Origin of the sequence: Muricomes intestini (assembly GCF_004346165.1) — a bacterium.
Taxonomy (GTDB): Bacteria; Bacillota; Clostridia; order Lachnospirales; family Lachnospiraceae; genus Muricomes; species Muricomes intestini.
The window spans coordinates 1-24,253 of sequence record NZ_SLZZ01000025.1 but is presented as its reverse complement, the minus strand read 5'-3'; the positions used below and the strand labels follow the sequence as shown (position 1 = coordinate 24,253).

Annotated in this window: 21 protein-coding genes and 1 pseudogene; 21 read left to right on the top strand and 1 reads right to left on the bottom strand. The window is 43.9% G+C overall.

The window, feature by feature from the left end; all coding sequences use genetic code 11:
• Positions 1-132 precede the first annotated feature (132 nt).
• From EDD59_RS14140 to EDD59_RS14120, 5 genes are all read left to right on the top strand, one after another.
• Positions 133-2,538 carry a heavy metal translocating P-type ATPase gene (locus EDD59_RS14140; RefSeq protein ID WP_243117440.1) on the top strand — a complete coding sequence of 802 codons (2,406 nt, stop codon included), beginning with the start codon at positions 133-135 and terminating at the stop codon, positions 2,536-2,538.
• A gap of 135 nt (positions 2,539-2,673) precedes the next feature.
• Positions 2,674-3,033, top strand: coding sequence for an ArsR/SmtB family transcription factor (locus tag EDD59_RS14135; protein WP_132383000.1), 360 nt, complete (start codon positions 2,674-2,676; stop codon positions 3,031-3,033).
• A 20-nt stretch (positions 3,034-3,053) separates the two neighbouring features.
• Positions 3,054-3,599 carry a tetratricopeptide repeat protein gene (locus EDD59_RS14130; protein WP_132382998.1) on the top strand — a complete coding sequence of 182 codons (546 nt, stop codon included), beginning with the start codon at positions 3,054-3,056 and terminating at the stop codon, positions 3,597-3,599.
• Between the two features lie 48 nt (positions 3,600-3,647).
• Positions 3,648-4,889, top strand: a complete 1,242-nt coding sequence (hflX, locus tag EDD59_RS14125) for a GTPase HflX (protein ID WP_132382996.1) — start codon at positions 3,648-3,650, stop codon at positions 4,887-4,889.
• A gap of 81 nt (positions 4,890-4,970) precedes the next feature.
• On the top strand, positions 4,971-6,344 hold the full coding sequence (locus EDD59_RS14120) for an MATE family efflux transporter (protein ID WP_132382994.1): 1,374 nt from the start codon (positions 4,971-4,973) through the stop codon (positions 6,342-6,344).
• Here EDD59_RS14120 and ymfI read toward each other — a convergent pair.
• Positions 6,324-7,055, bottom strand: a complete 732-nt coding sequence (gene ymfI / locus EDD59_RS14115) for an elongation factor P 5-aminopentanone reductase (RefSeq protein WP_132382992.1) — start codon at positions 7,053-7,055, stop codon at positions 6,324-6,326. The two genes, EDD59_RS14120 and ymfI, sit on opposite strands and share 21 nt — an antisense overlap.
• Positions 7,056-7,301: 246 nt before the next feature.
• On the opposite strand from ymfI, the gene EDD59_RS14110 reads away from it, so the two are divergent.
• From EDD59_RS14110 to EDD59_RS14035, 16 genes and pseudogenes are all read left to right on the top strand, one after another.
• Complete coding sequence (locus EDD59_RS14110; protein ID WP_132382990.1) at positions 7,302-7,862, top strand: HD domain-containing protein; 561 nt, start codon at positions 7,302-7,304, stop codon at positions 7,860-7,862.
• An 18-nt stretch (positions 7,863-7,880) separates the two neighbouring features.
• Positions 7,881-8,900, top strand: a complete 1,020-nt coding sequence (locus EDD59_RS14105) for an asparaginase (protein ID WP_132382988.1) — start codon at positions 7,881-7,883, stop codon at positions 8,898-8,900.
• Positions 8,901-8,921: 21 nt separating this feature from the next.
• The gene (locus tag EDD59_RS14100) at positions 8,922-9,719 is read left to right on the top strand and encodes a ParA family protein (protein ID WP_132382986.1); all 798 of its coding nucleotides are present in this window, start codon (positions 8,922-8,924) and stop codon (positions 9,717-9,719) included.
• Between the two features lie 18 nt (positions 9,720-9,737).
• Entirely contained in the window at positions 9,738-10,739 is a 1,002-nt protein-coding gene (locus EDD59_RS14095) for an AraC family transcriptional regulator (protein WP_132382984.1), read from the top strand.
• Complete coding sequence (locus EDD59_RS14090) at positions 10,702-12,453, top strand: ABC transporter ATP-binding protein (protein ID WP_132382981.1); 1,752 nt, start codon at positions 10,702-10,704, stop codon at positions 12,451-12,453. Before EDD59_RS14095 ends, EDD59_RS14090 begins: the two co-directional genes overlap by 38 nt.
• On the top strand, positions 12,446-14,341 hold the full coding sequence (locus EDD59_RS14085; RefSeq protein WP_243117439.1) for an ABC transporter ATP-binding protein: 1,896 nt from the start codon (positions 12,446-12,448) through the stop codon (positions 14,339-14,341). Before EDD59_RS14090 ends, EDD59_RS14085 begins: the two co-directional genes overlap by 8 nt.
• A 139-nt stretch (positions 14,342-14,480) precedes the next feature.
• On the top strand, positions 14,481-15,497 hold the full coding sequence (locus EDD59_RS14080) for a DNA adenine methylase (protein ID WP_207670413.1): 1,017 nt from the start codon (positions 14,481-14,483) through the stop codon (positions 15,495-15,497).
• A gap of 25 nt (positions 15,498-15,522) precedes the next feature.
• Complete coding sequence (locus EDD59_RS14075; protein WP_207670412.1) at positions 15,523-16,416, top strand: Dam family site-specific DNA-(adenine-N6)-methyltransferase; 894 nt, start codon at positions 15,523-15,525, stop codon at positions 16,414-16,416.
• Between the two features lie 39 nt (positions 16,417-16,455).
• Positions 16,456-17,403, top strand: a complete 948-nt coding sequence (locus EDD59_RS14070; RefSeq protein ID WP_132382973.1) for an alpha/beta hydrolase — start codon at positions 16,456-16,458, stop codon at positions 17,401-17,403.
• Between the two features lie 3 nt (positions 17,404-17,406).
• On the top strand, positions 17,407-19,221 hold the full coding sequence (locus EDD59_RS14065) for a DUF6320 domain-containing protein (RefSeq protein WP_132382971.1): 1,815 nt from the start codon (positions 17,407-17,409) through the stop codon (positions 19,219-19,221).
• A gap of 155 nt (positions 19,222-19,376) precedes the next feature.
• Positions 19,377-20,663, top strand: coding sequence for a dihydroorotase (locus EDD59_RS14060; protein WP_132382969.1), 1,287 nt, complete (start codon positions 19,377-19,379; stop codon positions 20,661-20,663).
• A 49-nt stretch (positions 20,664-20,712) separates the two neighbouring features.
• Positions 20,713-21,639, top strand: a complete 927-nt coding sequence (pyrF, locus tag EDD59_RS14055; protein ID WP_132382967.1) for an orotidine-5'-phosphate decarboxylase — start codon at positions 20,713-20,715, stop codon at positions 21,637-21,639.
• A gap of 19 nt (positions 21,640-21,658) precedes the next feature.
• A complete protein-coding gene (locus EDD59_RS14050; RefSeq protein ID WP_132382965.1) occupies positions 21,659-22,462 on the top strand; it encodes a dihydroorotate dehydrogenase electron transfer subunit in 804 nt (267 codons plus the stop codon).
• Entirely contained in the window at positions 22,462-23,364 is a 903-nt protein-coding gene (locus EDD59_RS14045; protein ID WP_132382963.1) for a dihydroorotate dehydrogenase, read from the top strand. Before EDD59_RS14050 ends, EDD59_RS14045 begins: the two co-directional genes overlap by 1 nt.
• 25 nt (positions 23,365-23,389) lie before the next feature.
• Entirely contained in the window at positions 23,390-24,064 is a 675-nt protein-coding gene (pyrE, locus tag EDD59_RS14040; protein ID WP_132382961.1) for an orotate phosphoribosyltransferase, read from the top strand.
• Between the two features lie 99 nt (positions 24,065-24,163).
• A pseudogene (locus EDD59_RS14035) lies at positions 24,164-24,253 on the top strand (MerR family transcriptional regulator); the annotation flags it as partial.

Genomic DNA, 24,253 nt, shown 5'->3' with positions numbered 1-24,253 from the left:
AAACACCTTTAAAAGACGAATTTAAGGGTGTTTTTGTTTTTTGGCAGATATCTATTGACAAAACGCCGGTATTGTGATTATATGAACATATGAACAGTTATTCATATATAATTATAAACCGGAGGGATCACAATGGCACAACAAACATTAAATAAAAAAATATTTTCTGAAGAGTATTGCGACAAGGAAATACAACCTCAGGAACATATGTATGAGCCTCGTCCGCATGACCATGAGGAAGACTGCTGCTGTGACTGTTGTCAAGAGGAAGAGGAGTCCATGCATGAATGTGAAGAAGACTGTTGTTGTGACGGCTGCCAAGAGGAGGAGTCCATGCATGAGTACGAAGAACACTCTTGCTGTGGTCATAATGAAGACAAATGCCAGCATAAGGAATCTTTAAAGATTAACTATGAGAATAATAATGCTTTTAAAAATGTCCCTAAGCAGGTATATATAGTTGAGAACATTGATTGTGCGAACTGTGCTGCAAAAATTGAGAGAAAGATTCAGCAATTACCCCAGGTTGATTTTGCAAATCTAACTTTTGCCACAAAGCAGCTTCAGCTGGTGACAAACATTGATGAAGACATTCTTCCAATCATTCAGGAAGTGTGCTCTTCTGTTCAGAGTGAAGTTGTTGTTACTAAAAGAGAGAAGAGGCCTTCTCGCCAGGTAAAAAAACAGATTGATATTTTTAGAGAAAATAAGCGGGATTTTCTGGAAATAGTTATAGGTGCTATTTTTTTCATAGGCGGTTCCATGACTAAATCAGTAAATGGATATCTTTCTCTTGTACTATACTTAATCGGATATATTATACTGGGTGGAAAGGTTCTTCTTACAGCGGCCAAAAATCTGGTCAAAGGGCAGGTATTTGATGAGAATTTCCTCATGAGTATTGCGACTTTGGGGGCACTTGTCATAAGGGAATATCCTGAAGCAGTCGGAGTTATGCTATTTTACCGTGTCGGTGAGCTTTTTGAGGAGATTGCGGTGGCCAGAAGCAGAAGCCAGATTATGGATGCGGTAGATATGCGTCCGGAGGTAGTCAACAAAGTAAACGATGACAAGACAGTGGAAATTCCGGCGGAGGATGCCATGATCGGCGATTTATTGCTGGTAAGACCCGGGGACAGAGTTCCTCTGGATGGTATGGTCATGGAAGGAGAGAGCAGAATTGATACATCTCCGGTAACAGGAGAACCGATTCCCGTTGCTGTGAAAACAGGAGATTCTGTGACATCCGGCTGTGTTAACACTTCAGGATTACTGAAAATCCGTGTGGAGAAGGTCCTGGAGGATTCTATGGTCACCAGAATTCTGGACTCTGTAGAAAATGCAGCGGCAGGTAAACCGAAAATTGACCGTTTTATCACAAGATTCTCCAGGGTATACACGCCCTTTGTAGTAATTTTGGCGGCAGCAACGGCCATTATTCCATCGCTGATAACAGGAAACTGGAATTACTGGGTATATACGGCACTGACATTTCTCGTTATAAGCTGCCCCTGTGCGCTTGTATTAAGTGTGCCCCTTGCATTCTTTTCAGGAATCGGTGCAGGCTCCAAGCGGGGCATCCTTTTTAAAGGCGGAGTTGCCATTGAAGCGCTGGAGGGTGTAAAAGCTATTGTCATGGATAAGACAGGAACAATTACCCAGGGCAATTTTGCCGTACAGGAGGCTATGCCGGAAGCAGGGATGACAAAAGAACAGCTTTTTGCGCTGGCCGGAAGCTGTGAGATGACATCTACCCATCCTATTGCAAACAGTATTGTGACTGCTGCGAGAGAAGAAAACATTCAGCTGAAACAGCCTGTATCTGTAGAAGAGATTTCGGGCAGGGGGATTAAAGCAGAGCTGGAAGAAGGAACAGCGCTTTGCGGAAACCGTAATTTAATGGAAGCATATCAGGTTGATCTGTCAGGATACGAGGATACCACATATGGCACAGAGGTTCTGCTTGCTTTAAATGGAGTATATGTGGGCAGGCTGGTTATTGCAGATGCTATTAAGAAAGAGGCAAAATCGGCTGTGATGCAGTTGAAACAAATGGGAGTTGTCACAGCAATGCTGACCGGAGATGCCGAAAGAAGTGCCGACAGCGTAGCAAGGGAAACCGGAATTGATGAAGTGCATGCAAAGCTTCTGCCGGATGACAAGGTAGAGGAATTAAAAAAAATCCGTACAAGCCACGGAAGTGTTATGTTTGTGGGGGACGGTATCAACGATGCCCCGGTTCTTGCCGGAGCAGACGTAGGAGCGGCAATGGGCAGCGGAGCGGATGCTGCGATTGAGGCGGCAGATGTTGTATTTATGACCTCCTCGGTGGCGGCGATACCGCAGTCACTTAAGATAGCCCGGACAACTGCAGTGATTTCAAAGCAGAATGTAGTTTTTGCCCTTACCATTAAGATTTTGGTTATGCTCCTTGGACTGGCGGGGTTGGCAAATATGTGGATGGCTGTTTTTGCAGACACCGGAGTTGCCATGTTGTGTATTTTGAATTCTGTGAGGATACTTTACAAGAAGATATAACAGACAAAAAACAGGAATTTTTTTATAATGGGAGTCCGGACAGCCGGGCTCCTTACTCTGCCCATTGCTTGACCCGGTGCAATATTTTTCGTATAATAAATTCAAACGGATGTTCATTGGAAGGAGATTCGCTATATGGATAAACTAGAAGTGGAAAACTGCGATGTTGTATGCGTACACGATGATGTCGTGAAGAGGGTTCAGGGGCACATGCCGGTGGAGACAGAACTTCAGGGCCTGGCAGATTTTTTCAAAGTGTTTGGAGACTCTACCAGAATAAAGCTTTTGTATGCTCTCTGGCAGTCGGATATGTGTGTATGTGATCTGGCTCAGACACTGGGTATGACTCAGTCGGCCATATCCCATCAGCTCAGAGTGTTGAAGCAGATGAAGCTGGTGAAAAATCGGCGTGATGGGAGGACTGTGTTCTATTCTCTTGCTGATAGTCATATAAAAACGATTATGAATCAGGGAATGGAGCACATCAGAGAATAGAGAGGAACAAAGGAGTTAGTGTGAAAAATATATTGATATGTGCTGTTTTGGCAGCCTTGCTGCTGACGGGATGTCAAAATGCAGTAAAAGAAGGAACCGGTCAATTAGAGAAAGGAGAGTACAAAGAAGCAGTCAGTACCTTTAAGAAAGCTGTGAAGGAGGAAAAGGGTGCGGCTGAAGCATATAGAGGGCTGGGGATGGCTTATTATGAGCAGAAAGATTACCAGCCGGCCAGGGATGCTTTTCTTCAGGTAATAGATAACGGTGGAGATGTTACCTATGTACTTTATAATCTGGTGGGAGTCTGTTCTATGCACCTGGAGGATTATCAGGGTGCCCTGGATGCCTTTTCCAAGGGAGTTGATTTGGCGGAGAAAAGCGGGGACGCAGACACAAAAGAGCAGGATTATACTGACATTGTCCGGGAAATGAAGTTCAACGAAATCGTGTGCCATGAAAAGCTTCTGGACTGGGAAAGCGCCAGGAAGAAAGCAACTGAGTATGTCAGGGACTATCCGGATGACAAAGAGGCACAAAAAGAGGCAGCATTTCTGAATACCAGATAAATTGTAAAATGAAAGGTAAAAGGGTTTGACCCCTTTTAATGGTATTGTATGGCGGTAGTTGAGATTGCGAAAGACAAGGAGCGGGTACTTCTTGTGGGTATCCAATTGATTGAAAATGAGAAGACTGAGGAGTCTCTGGATGAGTTAGCAGAGCTTGTAAAAACTGCCAAAGCGGAAGTGACAGGACTTGTGATACAGAACAGGGAGGCTATCCATCCCACAACATATGTGGGGAAGGGAAAGCTGCTGGAAATTAAGGACATGCTGTGGGAGACTGAGGCTACAGGGATTGTCTGTGACGACGAACTTTCCTCGGTTCAGCTTCATAATCTGGAAAAGGAGCTGGAATGCAAGGTGGTGGACCGCACACTTTTAATATTGGATATTTTTGCAGCGCGGGCCACCAGCAGTGAAGGGAAGATACAGGTGGAGCTGGCACAGTTGAAGTACCGGGCCGCCCGGCTGGTGGGGCTGAGGGATTCACTGTCACGTCTTGGCGGAGGAATCGGTACAAGAGGGCCGGGGGAGAAAAAGCTGGAGATGGACAGGCGGCTGATCAGAGAGCGCATCAGCAAATTGAAATCAGAACTCAGAGAAGTAGAGCAGCACAGGGAGCTTATCCGCACGTCCCGGGCAGCCTCTCATTTAAAGGTGGCAGCACTGGTGGGATATACTTCTGCAGGGAAGAGCAGTATTGAAAATACATTGACTGGGGCCGGGATTTTAGAGGATGCCATGTTGTTCTCCACGCTGGATACAACCACCCGGGTGCTGGAGCTGGAAGGGAAGCAGGAGATTCTATTGACGGATACGGTAGGATTTATCAGGAAGCTTCCCCATCACCTGATAGAGGCGTTCAAAAGCACTCTTGAGGAAGCAAAGTATGCAGATATTATTATTCATGTCGTAGATGCATCAAATCCACAGATGGACACACAGATGTATGTGGTCTATGAGACATTGCGTCAGCTGGGGGTGGAAGGAAAACCTATTATTACTCTTTTTAATAAGCAGGATAAACTGGAGGCAGCCGGCAGGTTCCGGGATTTCCAGGCGGATTATTCTATCCTGACATCGGCAAAAACAGGGCAGGGACTGGAAGAACTCAAAACGACTCTTTTGGAAATTGTACGCAGAGACCAGATTTATATAGAGCGGCTTTATCCTTTCAGTGATGCAGGGAAGATTCAGCTTATCCGCAGATGCGGACAGCTTTTAGAGGAAGAATACACGGCAGAAGGTATTTCTGTAAAAGCGTATGTCACACAAAAAATATATAGTAAAATATGATAACTATTCAGAACCAGGCTCGAAAACCTGCAGTTTTCTCGCTGTTTGGCTCTCGCCAAATAGATATATGAAAGGCACGAAATGGAAAAGACAAACAACACACTGGCTACAGAGCCGATAGGAAAATTAATCAGAAAATTTGCGGTACCGGCGGTAGTCAGTATGCTGGTAAGCTCCATGTATAATATTGTAGATCAGATCTTTATCGGACAAGGTGTCGGAATGCTGGGAAATGCGGCAACCAATGTTGCATTTCCCGTTACAATTATAGCTACGGCTGTCTCGCTTCTATTGGGAATCGGAAGCGCTGCAAATTATAATCTTGAGGCAGGGGCCGGAAAAGATGAGCAAGCTTCTGAAATAGCCGGGACAGGTCTCACAGCTCTTGTGGTAAGCGGTCTGGTAATTGCAGTTATTATATTGGTGTTTCTGAATCCTCTTCTCCATGCCTTTGGCGCTACAAAAGATATTCTTCCGTATGCCAGAGATTATACAAGCATTACGGCTTTGGGAATTCCTTTTTTTGTACTCACGACAGGAGGAAATCATTTAATCAGGGCTGATGGAAGCCCGATATATTCTATGGTATGTATGATGACGGGGGCAGTGCTCAATACTATACTGGATCCCCTTTTTATTTTTGGGTTCCACTGGGGAATTAAAGGCGGGGCAATCGCCACAGTCATCGGACAAGTGGTATCAGGATTCCTTGTTATACTGTATTTTGCAAAATTTAGGAAAATGGAGCTAAAGACGGCATCGTTTCGGCCAAAGGCTTTACACCTGAAGAGGATCGTTTCACTTGGCATGGCATCTTGCATCAATCAGATAGCTATGGCAGCAGTCCAAATAGCAATGAACAATACTTTGCGTCATTATGGTGCTTTGTCTGCTTACGGAAGTGACATCCCTCTGGCATGTGCGGGGGTTATTTCTAAAGTGAACAGTGTATTCATGGCTATTTGTATTGGAATTTCTCAGGGAAGTCAGCCAATATGGGGATTCAACTACGGAGCAGAGGAGTATGGACGTGTCAGAGAGACCTACAAGAAGTCAGCAGTCACCTGCACCGTAATCGCCACAGTATTTTTTTTGGCTTTCCAGATATTCCCGCGTCAGATTGTGAGCATTTTTGGAACAGGAAGTGAAGAATACTTTCACTTTGCAGAAAGATACTTTAGAATCTTTATGTTTATGACTTTTACAAACGGAATACAGCCAATGTCTTCCGGATTCTTTACATCTATCGGCAAGGCAAGGCTGGGTATTGTAATGTCTCTGACGAGACAGGTGATGTTTCTGCTTCCGCTGATATTTATTTTCCCGATATTCATGGGAATTGACGGTGTCATGTATGCAGGCCCCATAGCGGATGCTGCTGCAGCATTTCTTGCCATTTTCTTTGCTCACAGAGAAACGAGAAAGATGAAAATCCTACAGGAAGCCGCCGTCTAATCCGATGATTTGCCCTGTCAGGTAGGGATGTCTCTCTGCAAGTCCAAGAGCCAGATCGGCCACCTCTTTTGGAGAGCCGAACCGTCCGGCAGGGACCTCATCTGTCAGTGATTGTCGCTCTTCTTCTGTCAGCTGAGCATTCATATCAGTATCGATGACACCGCAGGCGATGGCATTCACCTGAATGTTGCTGGGGGCCAGTTCTTTTGCCAGTGCCTTTGTAAGGCCGTTGACTCCCGCTTTTGTTGCAGAATAGGCTGCCTCGCAGGAAGCACCGGAGGTTCCCCACATAGAGGAAATGTTGATGATTTTCCCTGATTTTTGAGATACCATATGGGGGATGGCTGCCCGGGAACAGTAGAAGACTGAGGAAAGGTTCGTTCGAAGTATATTCTCCCAGTCGGAATCTGCCATGTCTGTGAGCAGCCCGATATAAGATATTCCGGCGTTGTTTATCAGGACATCAAGACCTCTGGCAGATTGCTCAATCTGATGGAAAATTCGCTTCACATCTGCAGAACCGCTCACATCCCCGGGAAGAATCCGGCAGCTTCCTCCTGCTGACAGAATCTGTGTTTGAACCTCTTTCAGTTCGCTTACAGAATTCCGACAATTTATGAAGACTTGATAATCCGCCCGGGCAAAGGCAAAAGCACAGGCCTTTCCGATACCTCTGGATGCCCCGGTGACCAGCACACATTTCTCATGCATATACAAAAAACCCTCTTTCTCATGTTTTATGGATCCTATTATACCATAAACACTAAGCTCGTGAACTACCTCGCTAAGTGATTAGGTGTATGTCTTTCTAGGCTCGGGAAAACCTTGCCAAGTAAGAGCATTATACCATAAGCTCCAAGTTGGTGAAAGGCAATGTTTTTGGTTGTGATTCCGAAGTGTGTATGATATGATTTCTTTAAAAGAGGTCGCACAAAAGCATATGGAGGAACCGGGAAGATGATTGATGAAGCGTTGGAGTTTGCATCAAAGGCACATGAAGGACAGTTCAGGAAAGGAACAAAGAGACCATATATTGTTCATCCTGTGGAGGTCGCAGATATAGTGGCGGCGATGACCAAAGACGAAGAGGTTATATCCGCAGCTGTTCTTCATGATACAATAGAGGATTGTCAGGATGTAACGGAGGAAATACTGGAAAGAACATTCGGAAAGCATGTGGCCTCTCTGGTTGTACAGGAAAGTGAAGATAAATCCAAGACATGGGAAGAAAGAAAGGGCGCTACAATCCGGCGTTTAAAGTCGGCTCCAAAAGAAGTACAGATGATTGCCCTGGCGGACAAGCTGTCGAATATGCGGGATATTGACAGGGAATACCCCACTTTGGGAGAAGAACTGTGGAAAAGATTCCGCATGAACAGCAAATCCGCTATCGGCTGGTATTACAAGGGTGTTCGGGATTCTCTTAAAGAGGATTTCCAGGGCGTTGAGGCTTATAAAGAATACTGTACTCTGGTGGAGAAAAATTTCGGCAAAGAGCCGGCATCGCTGGAGTGGTAATTATATCAAGGAGAAGCTATGAAAAAACAAATTTTAATGATAGGAACCGGTGGGACGATTGCCTGCAAGCGGACGGAGGAAGGCCTGACACCTGCTATCACTACGGAGGAACTCATTGGATATATTCCGGACGTGAAAAAGGTATGTGATGTACACACGCTTCAGGTGTGCAATGTGGACAGTACCAACATGACGCTGCATCACTGGAAATTGATCAGCCGTACAATTGAAGAAAATTATGAGAAATATGACGGGTTTGTAGTCTGCCACGGAACAGATACACTGGCATATACGGCTGCTGCTTTATCCTATATGATACAGAATTCCAGGAAGCCTGTTGTGATAACCGGGGCGCAGAAACCGATTAACGAGGAAAATACAGATGCCAGGACCAATCTGCTGGATAGCTTTATCTACGCTTCCGATGAGGAATCTCATAACGTAAATATTGTGTTTGACGGAAAAGTGATAGTGGGAACCAGGGCAAAAAAGGAGCGTGCAAAGAGTTACAATGCATTTTCAAGCATTAACTTTCCCTATCTGGCTGTCATCAGAGGACAGGAAATACTGCGGTATATACCGGAAGAAGAGTATGTGGAGGATGTGCAGTTTTTTCACGAAATGAGTGACAGTATTTATGTGCTCAAGCTGATACCTGGGCTGGATCCGGAGGTTTTGACATATTTGTTTGGGAAATATAAATGTATTATGATTGAAAGTTATGGTGTGGGGGGTATCCCCGAATATCTCACACAAAAGTTCTATGAAGTTATGGAGGGCTGCCGTGAGCAGGGAAGACTGGCTATTGTTGCAACACAGGTCGCGAGAGAAGGCAGCGATATGACGGTATACGAAGTAGGAAAGAAGGTAAAACAGGATCTGGATTTGCTTGAGACCTATGATATGACACTGGAGGCTGCCATGACAAAAGCAATGTGGCTGATGGCAAGATCTGATATGGATTATGAGGAGATGAAAACAGAATTTTACCGTACAGTGAACCATGATATACTTGGATACAGAAAGAAGAAAAATTAAGGCAGATACGGAGGCGTGAAAGTGAGAAAGACAAAAGTGATATGTTTTGCAAATAACAAAGGAGGAAGCGGAAAATCTACCACTTGCGGCAATGTGGGATATGGTCTGACTCAGCTTGGCAGGAAGGTACTTTTGATTGACGGAGACATGCAGCTGAATCTTTCCTTATCCTTTTTTGATGAGGAGCGGGTTCTGGAATTTGCAAAGGGTGGTAAGAACCTGTACGAAGGAATCAAAAGGCAGGAGGATTTAACCGGATATATTGTTCATTCTTCTTATGATAACCTTGATTTAATTCCCTCTTCAACTTTGATGAGCTCCATAGAATACGAATTATTTACCAAATGGCAGAGAGAATATATTTTGAAGAAATGCCTGGAGAATATCAGGGAATCACAGGGCTATGACTATATTCTTATAGATGCCCCGCCCACACTGGGAGGCTGGGTAATGAATATTCTCTGTGCCTCTGATGAGGTGATTATACCTGTGGAGTCAACTCCCTGGGGGCTGTTTGGCCTGGGAAATATGTTTGAGTTTCTGGAACAGGTGAAGCAGATTGTCCCGGAGCTTAAAGTAGGCGGGATTGTGATTACAAAAGTAGACACCAGAAAGAACTACTTTAAACAGACCTTTGCGGCCCTAAAACAACTAAATGATGTAAAAGTCTTTGATACATATATCCGGGTGGACAGCAGCATTGAATGGTCCCAGGACAATAATGCTCCCGTTATGGCATATAAAAAAGGCAGCAGAAGTGCAGCGGAGTACATGGAGCTGGCAGGAGAGATTGCCGGTGTACCGGATAGAGATACATAAGTAGAAACGGGTGAGTGCATGGATGCAGAATTATTAAAGGAACTGTCGGTAATTACAGAGGAAGAACAGAGAATTTTAGATGGAAGGGACGGGATCGATCAGAACATCTATACCGAAAACAAGGAATGGATTATAGATTGTGAAAAGTTGCTCAAGAAAGGCAAACTGATCCAGGTCCGGCCCCACACCCGTTTTGTTCATTTTCCAAAGCACCGCCACAATTATGTGGAGGTGATTTATATGTGCCAGGGTTCAACGACTCATATATTAAATGGCAACCGGGTTGTTCTGGAGCAGGGAGATCTGTTGTTTCTGAACCAGAATGCAGAACAGGAAATTCTGCCGGCGCAGGAGAATGATATTGCAGTGAATTTTATTATATTGCCGGAATTTTTCAATATGGCGTTTTCCATGATGGGTGCTGAGGACAACATATTAAAAGAGTTTCTGGTTGGTACTCTGTGCGGAAAAAATGAGATGACTTCCTATCTGTATTTCCATGTGGCAGATGTGCTTCCAGTGCAGAATCTTGTGGAAAATATGGTTTGGACTATTTTTTATAACATGCCTAATAAGCGCAGTCTGAATCAGATTACTATGGGGCTTTTGCTGCTGCAGTTATTAAATTATATGGATAAAATGGAAACAGGCAGCAGACAGTTTGACAAGGAACTGACAGGAGCTGTTCTGAGTTATGTGGACGAACACTATAAAAACGGAAGTCTGTCAGAGCTGTCAGAAATGCTGGGCTATGATATATATTGGCTGAGCCGTGAGATTAAAAAGCTGACAGGCAGAACCTACAAGGAGCTTCTGCAGGTGAGACGCATGAGTCAGGCGGCGTATCTGCTGGCAAGCAGTGCTCTGCCTGTAGCCGATATTATACAATCAGTGGGCTATGACAATACAAGCTATTTCTATAGAAAGTTTAAAGAAAAATACAAAATGAGTCCAAAGGAATATAGAGAGAAGGAGAAATTATATGCTAAAGACATTGGCAAAAAGCATCAGAGAACATAAAAGAAATTCTATTCTGACGCCTATATTGGTTTCGCTTGAGGTACTTATGGAGGTTATCATCCCTCTGCTTATGGCAAAACTGATTGATTATGGAATTGACGAAGGAAATATGGGATATATATGGAAAGTGGGAATTTTTCTGTTGCTCGCAGCCTTCCTATCATTGTTTTTCGGGGCAGCGGCGGGAGGAACAGCCGCCTATGCGTCGGCGGGACTTGCAAAGAATCTGAGAACAGATATGTATGCCAACATACAGAAATTTTCATTTTTTAACATCGATAAGTTTTCAGCATCTAGCCTTGTGACGAGAATGACAACAGATGTGACTAATTTACAGAGCGCCTATCACATGATGATCCGTATGGCAATGCGGGCACCGATGATGCTGATTTTTTCTCTTGTTTGCGCCCTCAGGGTGAATGCGAGACTGTCTGCTGCATTTTTAATCTGTATACCGGTTCTCGGCATCGGACTGTATTTGATTATGTCTGGTGTGCACCCAATTTTCAGAAGAGTTTTCAGAACTTATGATAAATTGAATAATGTTGTGCAGGAGAATGTGAGAGGCGTTCGCGTTGTAAAATCATTTGTCCGGGAGGACTACGAGAAGGAGAAATTCCAGAATATTTCCGGCTCTATCTATAAAGATTTCGCAAAGGCAGAGAAGATGCTTGCCTTCAATATGCCCCTGATGCAGCTTTGTATGTATGCGTGCATGCTTGCTTTCTCTTGGTTTGGAGCGAGAATGATTGTGGCAAGTGGCGGGGATGCGGCGAAGGGCTTAAGTACAGGCGGGCTGATGAGTTTGATAACTTACTCCATGCAGATTTTGATGAGCTTGATGATGCTTTCTATGGTTTTCGTTATGCTTACGGTTTCCAAGGCATCTGCGGAAAGAGTTGCGGAAGTTTTGACAGAAGAGAGTAACCTGAAGGACAGGGAAAACCCTGTTATGGAAGTGAAGAACGGCTCTATAGAGTATGAGAGTGTTTCCTTCTGCTATTCAAGAAAGGCGGATAAGAATTGCCTGTCAGATGTTACCTTAAAAATTGCTTCTGGGGAGACAATCGGCATTATAGGCGGAACAGGTTCTTCTAAATCTACTCTGGTACAGCTTATACCAAGACTCTATGATGTGACAGAGGGGAATCTGAAGGTCGGCGGCGTGAATGTGCGGGACTATGATGTGGAGACTCTGCGAAATCAGGTGGCTATGGTACTTCAGAAGAATGAGCTCTTTTCCGGCACCATTAAGGAGAATCTCCGCTGGGGGGATGAGCAGGCGACAGATGAAGAACTGATTCATGCCTGCCGTCTTGCCCAGGCAGATGATTTTATCAGAGAATTTCCGGCTGGATATGATACTTATATTGAGCAGGGAGGTTCCAATGTGTCTGGCGGACAGAAGCAGAGAATCTGTATTGCAAGAGCCCTCTTAAAAAAACCTAAGATTTTAATCCTGGATGATTCTACCAGTGCGGTAGATACCAGAACGGATGCCCTGATCCGCCAAGCCTTCAGGGAGGAAATCCCGGACACTACCAAGCTTATCATTGCCCAGAGAATTTCTTCTGTTCAGGATGCGGACAAAATTATTGTCCTTGATGACGGCAAGGTTGACGGCTTTGGGACACATGAAGAATTGCTTGAAAATAATTTGATTTACCGGGAAGTTTATGAATCTCAGCAGAAGGGAGGAGTCAAAGATGAATAGTGGGAAAAAGCAAAAACTGGATACACAGACATTAAAACGTCTTCTCTCCTACTTAAAAGCATACAAGGGAAGATTTCTCTTTGTACTGATATGTATACTGATAAGTGCAGGGGCAGGTGTGCTGTCATCTCTATTCCTGCAGGTGCTGATTGACGATTATATCACCCCGATACTAGTCCAGGCCGTACCTGATTTCAGCGGTCTGCTGCAGGCAGTAATGATATTAGCCGGCATATACCTGCTCGGTGTGCTGGCCACCTTGTTCTATAACAGGACAATGGCAGTGATATCTCAGGGGGTTTTAAAGAATATTAGGGATGAGATGTTTTCCCATATGCAGACATTGCCGATTAAGTATTTTGACACCCATTCACACGGTGATATCATGAGTCATTACACCAACGATACCGATACACTCAGGCAGATGATGTCTCAGAGTGTGCCCCAGCTTTTTTCATCGGTAATTACACTGGTTGCTGTGTTCTTCGCCATGCTCTCAGTCAGTGTGTGGCTTACTTTGTTTGTTCTGGCGTTCGTAGTGATCATGCTTCTGACTGCAAAAAAGATAGCGGGAAATAGTGGAAAATATTTTGTCCGGCAGCAGATTTCTATCGGAGATGTTAACGGATATATTGAAGAAATGATTAACGGGCAGAAGGTTGTAAAAGTGTTCTGTCATGAAGAAAAAGCGAAAGAAGATTTTGAAAAGAAAAATGAAAAACTATTCAATGAATCTGCAAAGGCATTTACCTATTCAAATATTCTCATGCCGGTCATGGGAAATCTTGGATATGTTTTATATGTTCTGGTAGCTATTGTGGGAGGAGTTCTGGCAATCAGCAAGGTGACGAATATCAGCCTTACTGGTGTGGATGTGCTTACTCTTGGTATGATTGCTTCCTTTTTGCAGCTCTCAAGGAGTTTCTCCCAGCCTATTGGACAAGTTTCTCAGCAACTGAGTTTCATTGTAATGGCACTGGCCGGCGCAAAACGGATATTTCAGCTTTTAGATGAGAAAGGTGAGAGGGATGAAGGCTATGTCACATTGGTCAATGCCAGGTACAAGGACGGTATCTTGACAGAAACAGCAGAACATACCGGAATGTGGGCGTGGAAACATCCACACGAGGACGGTACTGTGACTTATACCGAGCTAAAAGGCGAGGTGAAACTGTTTGACGTGGATTTTGGGTATGACAAAGATAAGACTGTACTTCATGATATTACCGTATATGCGAAGCCAGGTCAGAAGGTGGCGTTTGTCGGTGCCACAGGTGCAGGCAAGACGACCATAACAAATCTGATCAATCGATTTTATAATATTTCAGACGGAAAGATATGGTATGATGGTATTAATATCAATAAGATAAAAAAGGAAGATCTCCGGCGCTCGTTAGGTGTGGTACTGCAGGATGTTAATTTATTTACCGGGACAGTCATGGATAATCTGAAATATGGAAATCTGGATGCCACCGAAGAAGAGTGTATTGCGGCGGCAAAACGTGCAAATGCGGATGGATTTATCCGGATGCTTCCCGATGGCTACAATACAGTACTGTCAGGAGACGGAGGCGGCCTTTCCCAGGGACAACGTCAGCTGATATCGATTGCCCGGGCGGCGGTAGCGGATCCTCCGGTTATGATATTGGACGAAGCAACATCGTCTATAGATACAAGGACGGAAAATATTGTGCAGAGAGGTATGGATGCCTTGATGAAGGGGCGAACTGTGTTTGTAATTGCCCACAGACTTTCTACCGTGCAGAACTCGGATGTCATTATGGTGCTGGAACAGGGGCGCATTATTGAGAGGGGAAACCATGAAGAACTGATTGCGAAAAAGGGCAGATATTATCAACTGTATACTGGAGCCTTTGAGTTATCATAGAGAAAGCAGCCCGAGTAGGGCGGATTTCGAATGTTTTTAGGATTGCGGGAGCACAAAGTGCGGAGCAATCCGTAGGTATCAGGGGGCAAAATACCTTTTGACCCTCGTATCATAATATCAGGAAAAAGAGGACATGCATATGTTTAGGATTTATAATAGACGGTATACTGGAAGTAAATACAAATTACTGGATTGGATTGAAGAATTAATTGAAGAAAAGTGTGAAGGAGATGTATTTTTTGATGTTTTCGCAGGAACCGGCGTTGTCAGTGACAGAATGAAAAGCCACTTTACAAAGGTAATTATGAATGATTTTCTTTTTTCAAATGAAGTAATTTACAAAGCATTCTTTTCGAATGAATTTTATGATGAATCAAAGATTATAGAATATAAGGAAAAGTATCAGAGCCTGAAAGCAGAGGATATAGAGGCTAATTACTTTTCGGATAATTTTGGTGAGAAATACTTTTCAGAAAACGATTCCAAAATAATCGGATATATTCGTGAAGATATTAGTTCGAATAAAGAAGTTTTATCAGACAGGGAATATAATATTTTGTTAGCATCATTGATATTTTCTATGGACAAAATTGCAAACACTGTGGGTCATTATGACGCTTACAGAAAAATAGGCAGGTTAGAAGACCGTTTCATTTTTGAATTGATAAACCCGGAGATCTGTGGCGGCAAATTTGAGATTCACCGGGAAGACGCAAATAAGTTGGCAAGAAGAGTAAAATCGGATGTTGCATTTATTGATCCGCCATATAACAGCCGGCAGTACAGCAGGTTTTACCATGTACTTGAGACAATTACTCAGTGGAAAAAACCAAAGCTGGAGGGCACCGCTCTTAAACCGCCGGCGGAGAATATGAGTGATTACTGCAGAAACTCTGCACCGGAGGTTTTTGCTGACCTTATAGAAAATATTGATGCTAAATATATTGTTGTCACTTACAATAATACCTATCATTCAAAGAGCAGTTCTTCAAGAAATAAGATTACCCTAGAGGAGATACAAGGGGTGTTGGAGAAGAAAGGTAAAACAGAAATACACGAGAGGAAGCATCCATGTTTTAACGCGGGAAAAACGGAGTTTAATGATCATAAAGAGTTTATATTTATTACGAGGACAGGTGTGCATAATGAAGAATAATGTGATCAGATCTCCATTTTTTTATGTGGGAGATAAATATAAATTAATGCCGCAGCTAAAACAACTTATGCCGAAAACAATTGGGCAGTATATTGAACCTTTTGTCGGGGGAGGCAGCTCTTTTTTAAATGCTGAAGGGACCTCGTTCGTATTGAATGATATTGATTCGTATATAGTAGGACTTCATATAGAAATAGGTAAATTTGCAGCAAATCCAGAAGATTTATTCAAACAATTATTTGAAATGATTGATTTTTATGGATTGTCCTGCTCCTACAGAGGGGTTTGTGTGCCGGATGACTTGAAGATAAAGTATGTGAAAACCTATTACTCGCGGTACAACAAAGAAGCATATAATATGCTCCGAAAAGACTTTAATGAAGATAAGTCCGATTTATTAAAACTATATCTGCTCTTAATATATGGATTCAATCATATGATAAGGTTCAATGGAAAGGGTGAATTTAATCTCCCGGTAGGGAACGTGGATTTTAATAATAATGTATACCAGGCTTTAAATAATTACTTGAATTTTGTGGGAGAGCATGAGATTGAGTTTTTTAACATGGATTATATTTCGTTTTTAGAAATAATCAAGTTTGAAAAGGATTCATACGTATTTTTAGATCCTCCTTACCTTATTTCGATGAGTGAATATAATAAGCTCTGGAACGATCAAAAAGAGAATGAATTGTGCGAATACCTTGATGGGCTAAATGATAAGGGAGTTAAATTTGGCATAACTAATTTAATAACACATAAAGGCAAAATAAATCATAGCTTTCTTGAATGGTCAAAGAAATACTGCGCATTTGATGTTAAAAGTAATTATATTAGCTTTAATGATAATACAATTAAGGCAGATTCACAGGAAGTGTTTGTAACAAACTATGTGTGGCAGAAAAGTTTAGTTTTATGATAACCTGAAACGGTAATTTTACAAAAAGAGGAGAATTGCATGGCGATCAACCCTACAGCAAGAAAGATTTTGAAGGCACTTTCCTTTGACGGAATCGAAGTCGAGGCTTCTAGGCACCTGGCGGATTTAAAGAGACTGGATCCCCTGAAGATTTTTTACAGGAAGATAAATTATCCAATATATAACGGGGAGTTTGAAATACCGACCAGAATATTTTTTCCCCATGAGAGTGCATTTGAGAATGGGGGACCTAATCTGTATAAAGTGATGCTTTTTATTCATGGCGGAGGCTGGGTAACGGAGAGCGTGGACAACTATGAGAGAATCTGTGCCAGGCTGGCAAACGCCACGGAACAGGTAGTTGTTTCAATCGACTACAGACTGGCACCGGAGAATAAATTTCCAACAGGATTGGAAGACTGTTATGCAGTTGCAAGAGCTGTTTTTACAAACCGGTTTATCCTGAACACTGACCCGGAGGATATTACGCTGATCGGGGACAGTGCAGGGGGAAATCTGACGGCCGCACTGTCACTGATGGCCAGGGACAGGGGGGAGTTTATCCCAAAGCGGCAAATTTTGATCTACCCGGCTGTTTACAATGATTATTCCGAGAATTCTCCATTTGACTCTGTGAGGGAGAATGGGACAGACTATCTGCTGACAGCAGGAAAGATGCGCGATTATATAGATTTTTACGCAGGAAGCGAGGAGGATAAAAAGAATCCCTATTTCGCCCCTCTGCTGGAGGAAGATTTGTCAAATCAGCCGGACACTTTGATTATTACAGCGGAGTATGATCCCCTCAGGGATGAAGGAGAAGCGTATGGACTGAGGCTTGAGGAGGCAGGAAATCATGTGGAAATCAGGCGGATAAAGGATGCCTTGCATGGTTACTTCGCTCTGGGAATTAAGAACTTCCATGTGAAAGAAAGTTTTGATTACATTAACCGGTTTCTGGGAAATGAGCCGGAAGGGGAGGTGTAACAGGTGCAGCAGACGAGAGAATATTGGCGGAAGCTGGACAATGCGGCAAAGTTGTACTCGGCGACCAGTAATAAAAAGGATACACGGGTGTTTCGGTTTTATTGTATATTGAAAGAGGAAGTGAATCCGGAAAAGCTGCAGGAAGCTCTTGATAAAACTTTGAATATTTATCCGGTGTTTTTGTCTGTTATGAGGAAAGGGATGTTCTGGCACTATCTGGAAAAGAGCGGACTCAGACCGGCAGTGGCAAAGGAACACAGGGAACCCTGCAGTAATTTGTATGTGAGGGATAAAAAAGCTCTTTTATTTGAAGTGACTTATTATGGAAAAAGGATTAATTTTGAAGTATTCCATGCATTGACTGACGGCACAGGGGCCACTGAATTTTTGCGGGAATTGGTAAAGAACTATTTATATTTAAGCCATAAAGCTGATGGCCTGTCTGATGTGGTCTTAAGAGATGAGAACATGACAGTCCAGGATCAGGAAAATGACAGCTTTTCTAAATATTATTCGGAGGTAAAAAGGACAAAGGATAAAAAGCCCGGGGCAATTCAATTGAAGAAGCTCCGCAAAGAAGCGGGTATGCTTCAGATAAATGAAAGAGTGCTCTCCGTGAAGGCTGTACTTTCCCGTTCCAGAGAGCTGGGAGTCTCTATGACGGTATTTCTGGCAACTGTATATATGATGGCAATTCATCGGGAAATGTCCAGGCAGCAGGAAAAGCATCCGGTGGTTCTTATGGTGCCGGTCAATCTCAGGAAGTTTTTTCCTTCGGATTCCATGCTGAATTTCTTTAACTGGATTGAGCCTGGGTATGACTTCAGCAGGAATGAGAAGAGCTTTGAAGCGGTACAAAACCGGGTAAAGGAATACTTTGAGACAGAGCTGACAACAGAACGTATTGCAGAGCACATGAATGAACTGATTGCTCTGGAAATGCATCCTGTTCTCAGACTTGCTCCGCTGGAACTGAAGAATCTGTGTATTAAGGCGGGAGCACATTATGCGGAAAAAAATGTGACGGCTATATTCTCTAATATGAGTGCGGTTCATATGCCGGAAGAATATATTCCCTACATTGACAGGTTTGGTGTTTTTACCAACACACCTAAGATGGAGCTTTGTATGTGCTCCTTTGGGGACAAGCTTTCTCTGGGATTTACCTCCAGATATGACACGGAGAATATTCAGCGGAATTTTTACCGGATTTTGAAGGAGCAGGGAATTCAGGCGGAGAAGGTTGAACCGGAATATCCGCAGCCGGATGTGCCGCGGGAATTGGAAATCAAAATCTTTCGTATCTATTCCTTTTTATGCCTGGCTGCCGCAGTGGCCTTTGTGGCGGTGGATTTCAGCTTTCATCCCCAGGTACGCTGGCCACTGTTTACCGCTGCAGGAATAGGTAGTATGTGGCTGGCAACTTGGATTGGGTTTGCAAAGCGGTATAACCTGATGAAAAATGTTATGTGGCAGCTCATTATCGTATCGCTGGGCTGCATTTTGTGGGATATTTCTACTGGCTGGCATGGGTGGTCCGTAGATTTTGTACTTCCCATTGTCTGTATGTCTGTGTTGCTTTCTATGCTTATCATCGCAAAGATTCAGAGGCATACCGCCAGAGAATATATGATTTATTTTGTTATGGCAGGAGGATACGGGGTTATACTCCCTCTGATACTGCTGTTGACGGGGGTAACAAAGCTGCAGATTATTTCTATAGTATGTGTTGTCGTATGTTTTTTGGTTTTGGCGGCATTGATTATATTTAGGGAAAAAGAATTCCGGGAAGAAATGCATAAGAAGTTTCATGTATAGTTTATTTGTGATATTATGATGTAGGAGTCAAAAGGTACTTTGCTCCCCTGATACCTACGGATTGTTCCGCACTTTCTGTTGCCGCAATCCTACTATAACCTATAGTAATAACCTGAGACACATTGTTTCTTAAAGGAAGGATAAAAATTATATTTATGAAATTATTGATTCAGAATGGACATGTTTTGGACCCGCTGACAGGACTAGACGATATCAGTGATGTGCTCATAGAGGGAAGTCTGATCGTGAAAGTGGAAAAGGATCTTTCTGTACCTGCCGACAGGGTTATTGATGCCTCTGGCTGTTATATTATGCCGGGTTTTATAGACCTCCACGTACATCTGCGCGATCCCGGGCTGACCTATAAAGAAACATTGGGGACCGGTGGAAGGGCTGCGGCACACGGAGGAGTCACGACGCTCTGCGCCATGCCAAATACAACACCCATTACAGATACAAAGGAAATGGTGGAAGAGCTGCACAGAAGGGCAGAGGTGGAATCTCCGGTACATGTGATTCAGCTTGGGGCTGTCACAAAGGGAGAACAAGGAGAAGAACTGGCAGATATACAGGGGATGGCTGAAGCGGGCTGCCATGCAATAAGCGAGGATGGCAAGTCGGTGATGACGGCATCCCTGTACAGAAAGGCTATGCGCCTGGCAGAAGAAAACGGACTCTCTGTTTTTGCACATTGCGAAGACATTACCATGGTGGAAGGCGGAGTGATGAATGCCGGACAAAAGGCAAAAGAACTGGGAGTAAAAGGGATTACCAACAGTGTGGAGGACGTGATTGTGGCAAGGGATATACTGCTGGCAAAAGAGACAGGAGTGCGGCTGCATTTGTGCCACTGCTCCACGGCGGACAGCGTAAAGATGATTGAGGCCGCAAAGAAAGAAGGCCTGCCGGTGACAGGCGAGGTATGTCCTCATCATTTTATCTTGTCGGATGAAGACATTGACGTGAATAATGGACAGTACAAGATGAATCCGCCCCTCCGCTCAAAAGAAGATGTGGAGGCACTGCGGGAAGGCCTAAAGAATGACATCATGGACGTCATATCCACGGATCACGCACCCCATGCCGAAGAAGAAAAGAATCTCCCCATGGAAAAGGCAGCCTTTGGGATTGTGGGACTGGAGACATCCGCATGCCTGACCTACACGGAACTGGTGGAAAAAGGTATACTGACACCCATGCAGATGGCAGAAAAAATGAGTTATAATCCGGCCCAAATACTGGGGCTTAAAGACAAAGGCTCCGTATCATCCGGAAAGACAGCAGACCTGGTAATATTTGACCCAGCTGCCAAATACAGCATTGATAAAAACACATTTCTGTCAAAAGGCAGAAATACACCCTTTGACGGATATCCGGTGAAAGGAAAAGTACGCTGCACAATAGTCGATGGAAAGATTGTGTATAATCAAAAAGGGGTCTGACCCTTTTGCGGTTCATTTTCAGAAAATTCAGATTATTTTGGAGGGCTTTATGATTAACAAACTGGTGAAAAAAATTAAGGAGACAGGGGCACCCATTGTTGTAGGGCTGGATCCTATGCTGGATTATATTCCGGAGCATGTACAAAAGAAGGCATTTGCAGAGTATGGAGATACTCTGGAGGGAGCCGCCGAGGCCATCTGGCAATTTAATAAAGAAATTGTGGACAAGACTTATGATATAATTCCGGCTGTGAAACCGCAGATTGCCATGTATGAGCAGTTCGGAGTACCGGGCTTGATTGCTTTTAAGAAGACGGTGGATTATTGTAAGAAAAAAGATCTTATTGTGATAGGTGACATTAAGAGAGGGGATATTGGATCTACCTCGAAGGCCTACGCTGTGGGACACCTTGGAAAAGTGAAAGTAGGAGGCTGGGAATATGCTCCTTTTGATGAAGATTTTGCGACTGTAAATCCATACCTTGGCTCCGATGGGGTGAAGCCCTTTATTGATGTGTGCAGGGAGGAGAAGAAAGGATTGTTTATTCTGGTGAAGACCTCCAATCCTTCCAGCGGAGAATTTCAGGACAGGCTGGTTGACGACAGGCCCCTTTATGAACTGGTGGGAGAGAAAGTTGCCCAGTGGGGCACACAGTGCATGGGCGACGACTATAGTTATATAGGCGCGGTTGTGGGAGCTACATATCCGGAAATAGGAAAGGTACTCCGGAAGGTGATGCCTAAGTCTTATATTCTGGTTCCCGGGTATGGTGCTCAGGGCGGCAGGGGAAAGGATCTGGCTCATTTTTTTAACGAAGATGGTCTGGGGGCTATTGTAAACTCCTCTCGCGGCATTATTGCAGCATACAAACAGGAGGCATACGGAAGGTTTGGGGCAGAAAACTTTGGCGATGCTTCAAGGGCAGCCGCAGAGGATATGATTTTGGATATCCGGGATGCGCTGGCCGGGAAATAAGTGCAGGAGGAAGAAATAAATGTCTGGTAGACGAAAAGAATCTGCTGTAATTATATCCCAGGAGGGCATTGCCCTAGATATCTACAGTATGTGGATTCATACGGAGAAAATTGCTGAGTCGGCTGTACCGGGACAATTTATCTCTATGTATACAAAGGATGGGAGCAAATTGCTGCCTCGTCCTATCAGTCTGTGTGAAATAGACAGGCAAAAAAGCGGTATCCGTGTTGTGTACCGTGTGACCGGAACAGGAACTGGGACAGAACAGTTCGCAAAACTCCTGTCTGGTGACACTATAGATATACTGGGACCTCTGGGAAACGGCTTCCCGCTGGATGTAACAGAGAACACAGGAAAAAACACGAAAGATTGCCGGGCAATGCTGATAGGTGGTGGTATCGGTGTCCCTCCGATGCTGGAGCTGGCAAAACAGCTGAATACAGAAAAAATTATGGTTATGGGATACCGAGATCAGCAGTTTTTGAGAACAGAGTTTCAAAAGCAGGGCAGCCTTTATATTGCCACCGAGGATGGCAGTGCCGGAACCAAAGGAAATGTGATGGATGCCATTGAGGGAAACGGATTGTCCGCTGATATCATTTATGCCTGTGGACCCGCCCCCATGCTGCACGCAATCAAGCGGTATGCGGAAGAAAAAAGCATAGTATGCTATATATCTATGGAAGAGAAAATGGCCTGTGGTATTGGCACCTGCCTTGCCTGTGTGTGTCAGTCGAAGGAAATTGACGGACACAGTCATGTGCACAATAAGCGTGTCTGTAAAGACGGGCCTGTATTCTTATCTACGGAGGTGGAGATTTAATGAACACAACAGTGAACCTTGCTGGCATAGAACTGAAGAATCCGGTAATGACAGCTTCCGGTACCTTTGGCTCCGGGGAAGAATACAGTGAATTTGTAGATTTGAACCGGCTTGGCGCAGTGGTGACAAAAGGGGTCGCAAATGTACCATGGCCAGGAAATCCTACGCCCAGGATTGCCGAGACCCACGGGGGCATGCTCAATGCAATAGGACTTCAGAATCCGGGGATGGAAGTGTTCTGTGCAAGGGACATTCCCTTTTTAAAACAATTTGATACGAAAATTATTGTCAATGTCTGCGGGAAATCTGCAGAAGATTATTGTGAGGTTGTGGAACGTTTGGCAGACGAACCTGTAGATATGCTGGAAATTAACATTTCCTGTCCCAACGTGAAAGAGGGAGGCATTGCTTTTGGACAGAACCCGGCATCGGTGGAAGCAATTACAAGAGAAGTGAAGAAACACGCAAAACAGCCGGTCATCATGAAACTCAGCCCCAATGTGACAGATATTACAGCTATGGCAAAGGCGGCAGAGGCCGGGGGAGCAGATGCATTGTCCCTGATCAACACCATAACAGGGATGAAAATTGATGTCCACAGACAGAAATTTGCGTTGGCAAACCGGACAGGAGGGCTGTCAGGACCTGCAATAAAGCCGATTGCCGTACGCATGGTATATCAGGCGGCAAATGCAGTGAGACTTCCGATTATCGGCATGGGTGGAATTGCGACTTGGGAAGATGCTATTGAGTTTATCCTGGCTGGGGCCACGGCGGTTTCGACAGGGACGGCAAACTTCTATAATCCTTCGGTGACTGTGGAGATTGTGGAGGGGATCGAAAAATACATGGAAAAATACCATATTGAAAATATAAGTGATATAATTGGGATGGTGAAATAAAATTATATGGAGGCTTTCGAAAAATATGCAACAATATAAGCAAGAGTTTATTGAATTTATGATTGACTGTGAGGTCTTGAAATTCGGAGATTTTGTTACGAAAAGTGGGAGAAAGACTCCTTTTTTTGTGAACACGGGTTTCTACCGCACGGGAACCCAACTCAGAAAGCTGGGAGAATATTATGCAAAAGCGATTGAGAAGAAATTTGGATTAGACTTTGACGTATTGTTCGGACCGGCATATAAGGGAATTCCCCTCACTGTAGCGACTACGATGGCGATCAGTGAGTTTTACGGAAAAGATATCCGGTACTGTTCAAACAGAAAAGAAATAAAAGACCACGGTGACAAGGGGATTCTTTTGGGAAGTCCAATTCAGAACGAAGATAAGATTGTCATTATTGAGGATGTCACCACGGCAGGAACCTCCATTGCAGAGACCCTTCCGATTATCAGGGCTTTTGGGGATGTGTTACCTGTCGGACTTGTAGTATCTGTGGACCGCATGGAGCGCGGCCGGGGAGAGAAAAGTGCACTGGCTGAGATTCAGGAAACTTATGGTCTTATGACAACGGCAATTGTGACGATGGAAGAGGTCGTAGAACATCTGTATAATAAACCTTATAAGGGAAAAATCATAATTGATGATACACTAAAAGCTGCAATTGATGCATATTACAAACAATATGGCGTAAAGTAAGGAGAGATTTTAAGTAATTAAAAATATATACAAATATACTCAAATGCGATATAATGTGTTTATGAAGGAGGTAATATAATAATCATGAACACAACGAATATCACAAACTACAAGCCAAAGGATTTTGCAGAGTTACTAGGAGTATCAGTAAAAACACTCCAACGTTGGGACAGAGACGAAATACTTAAA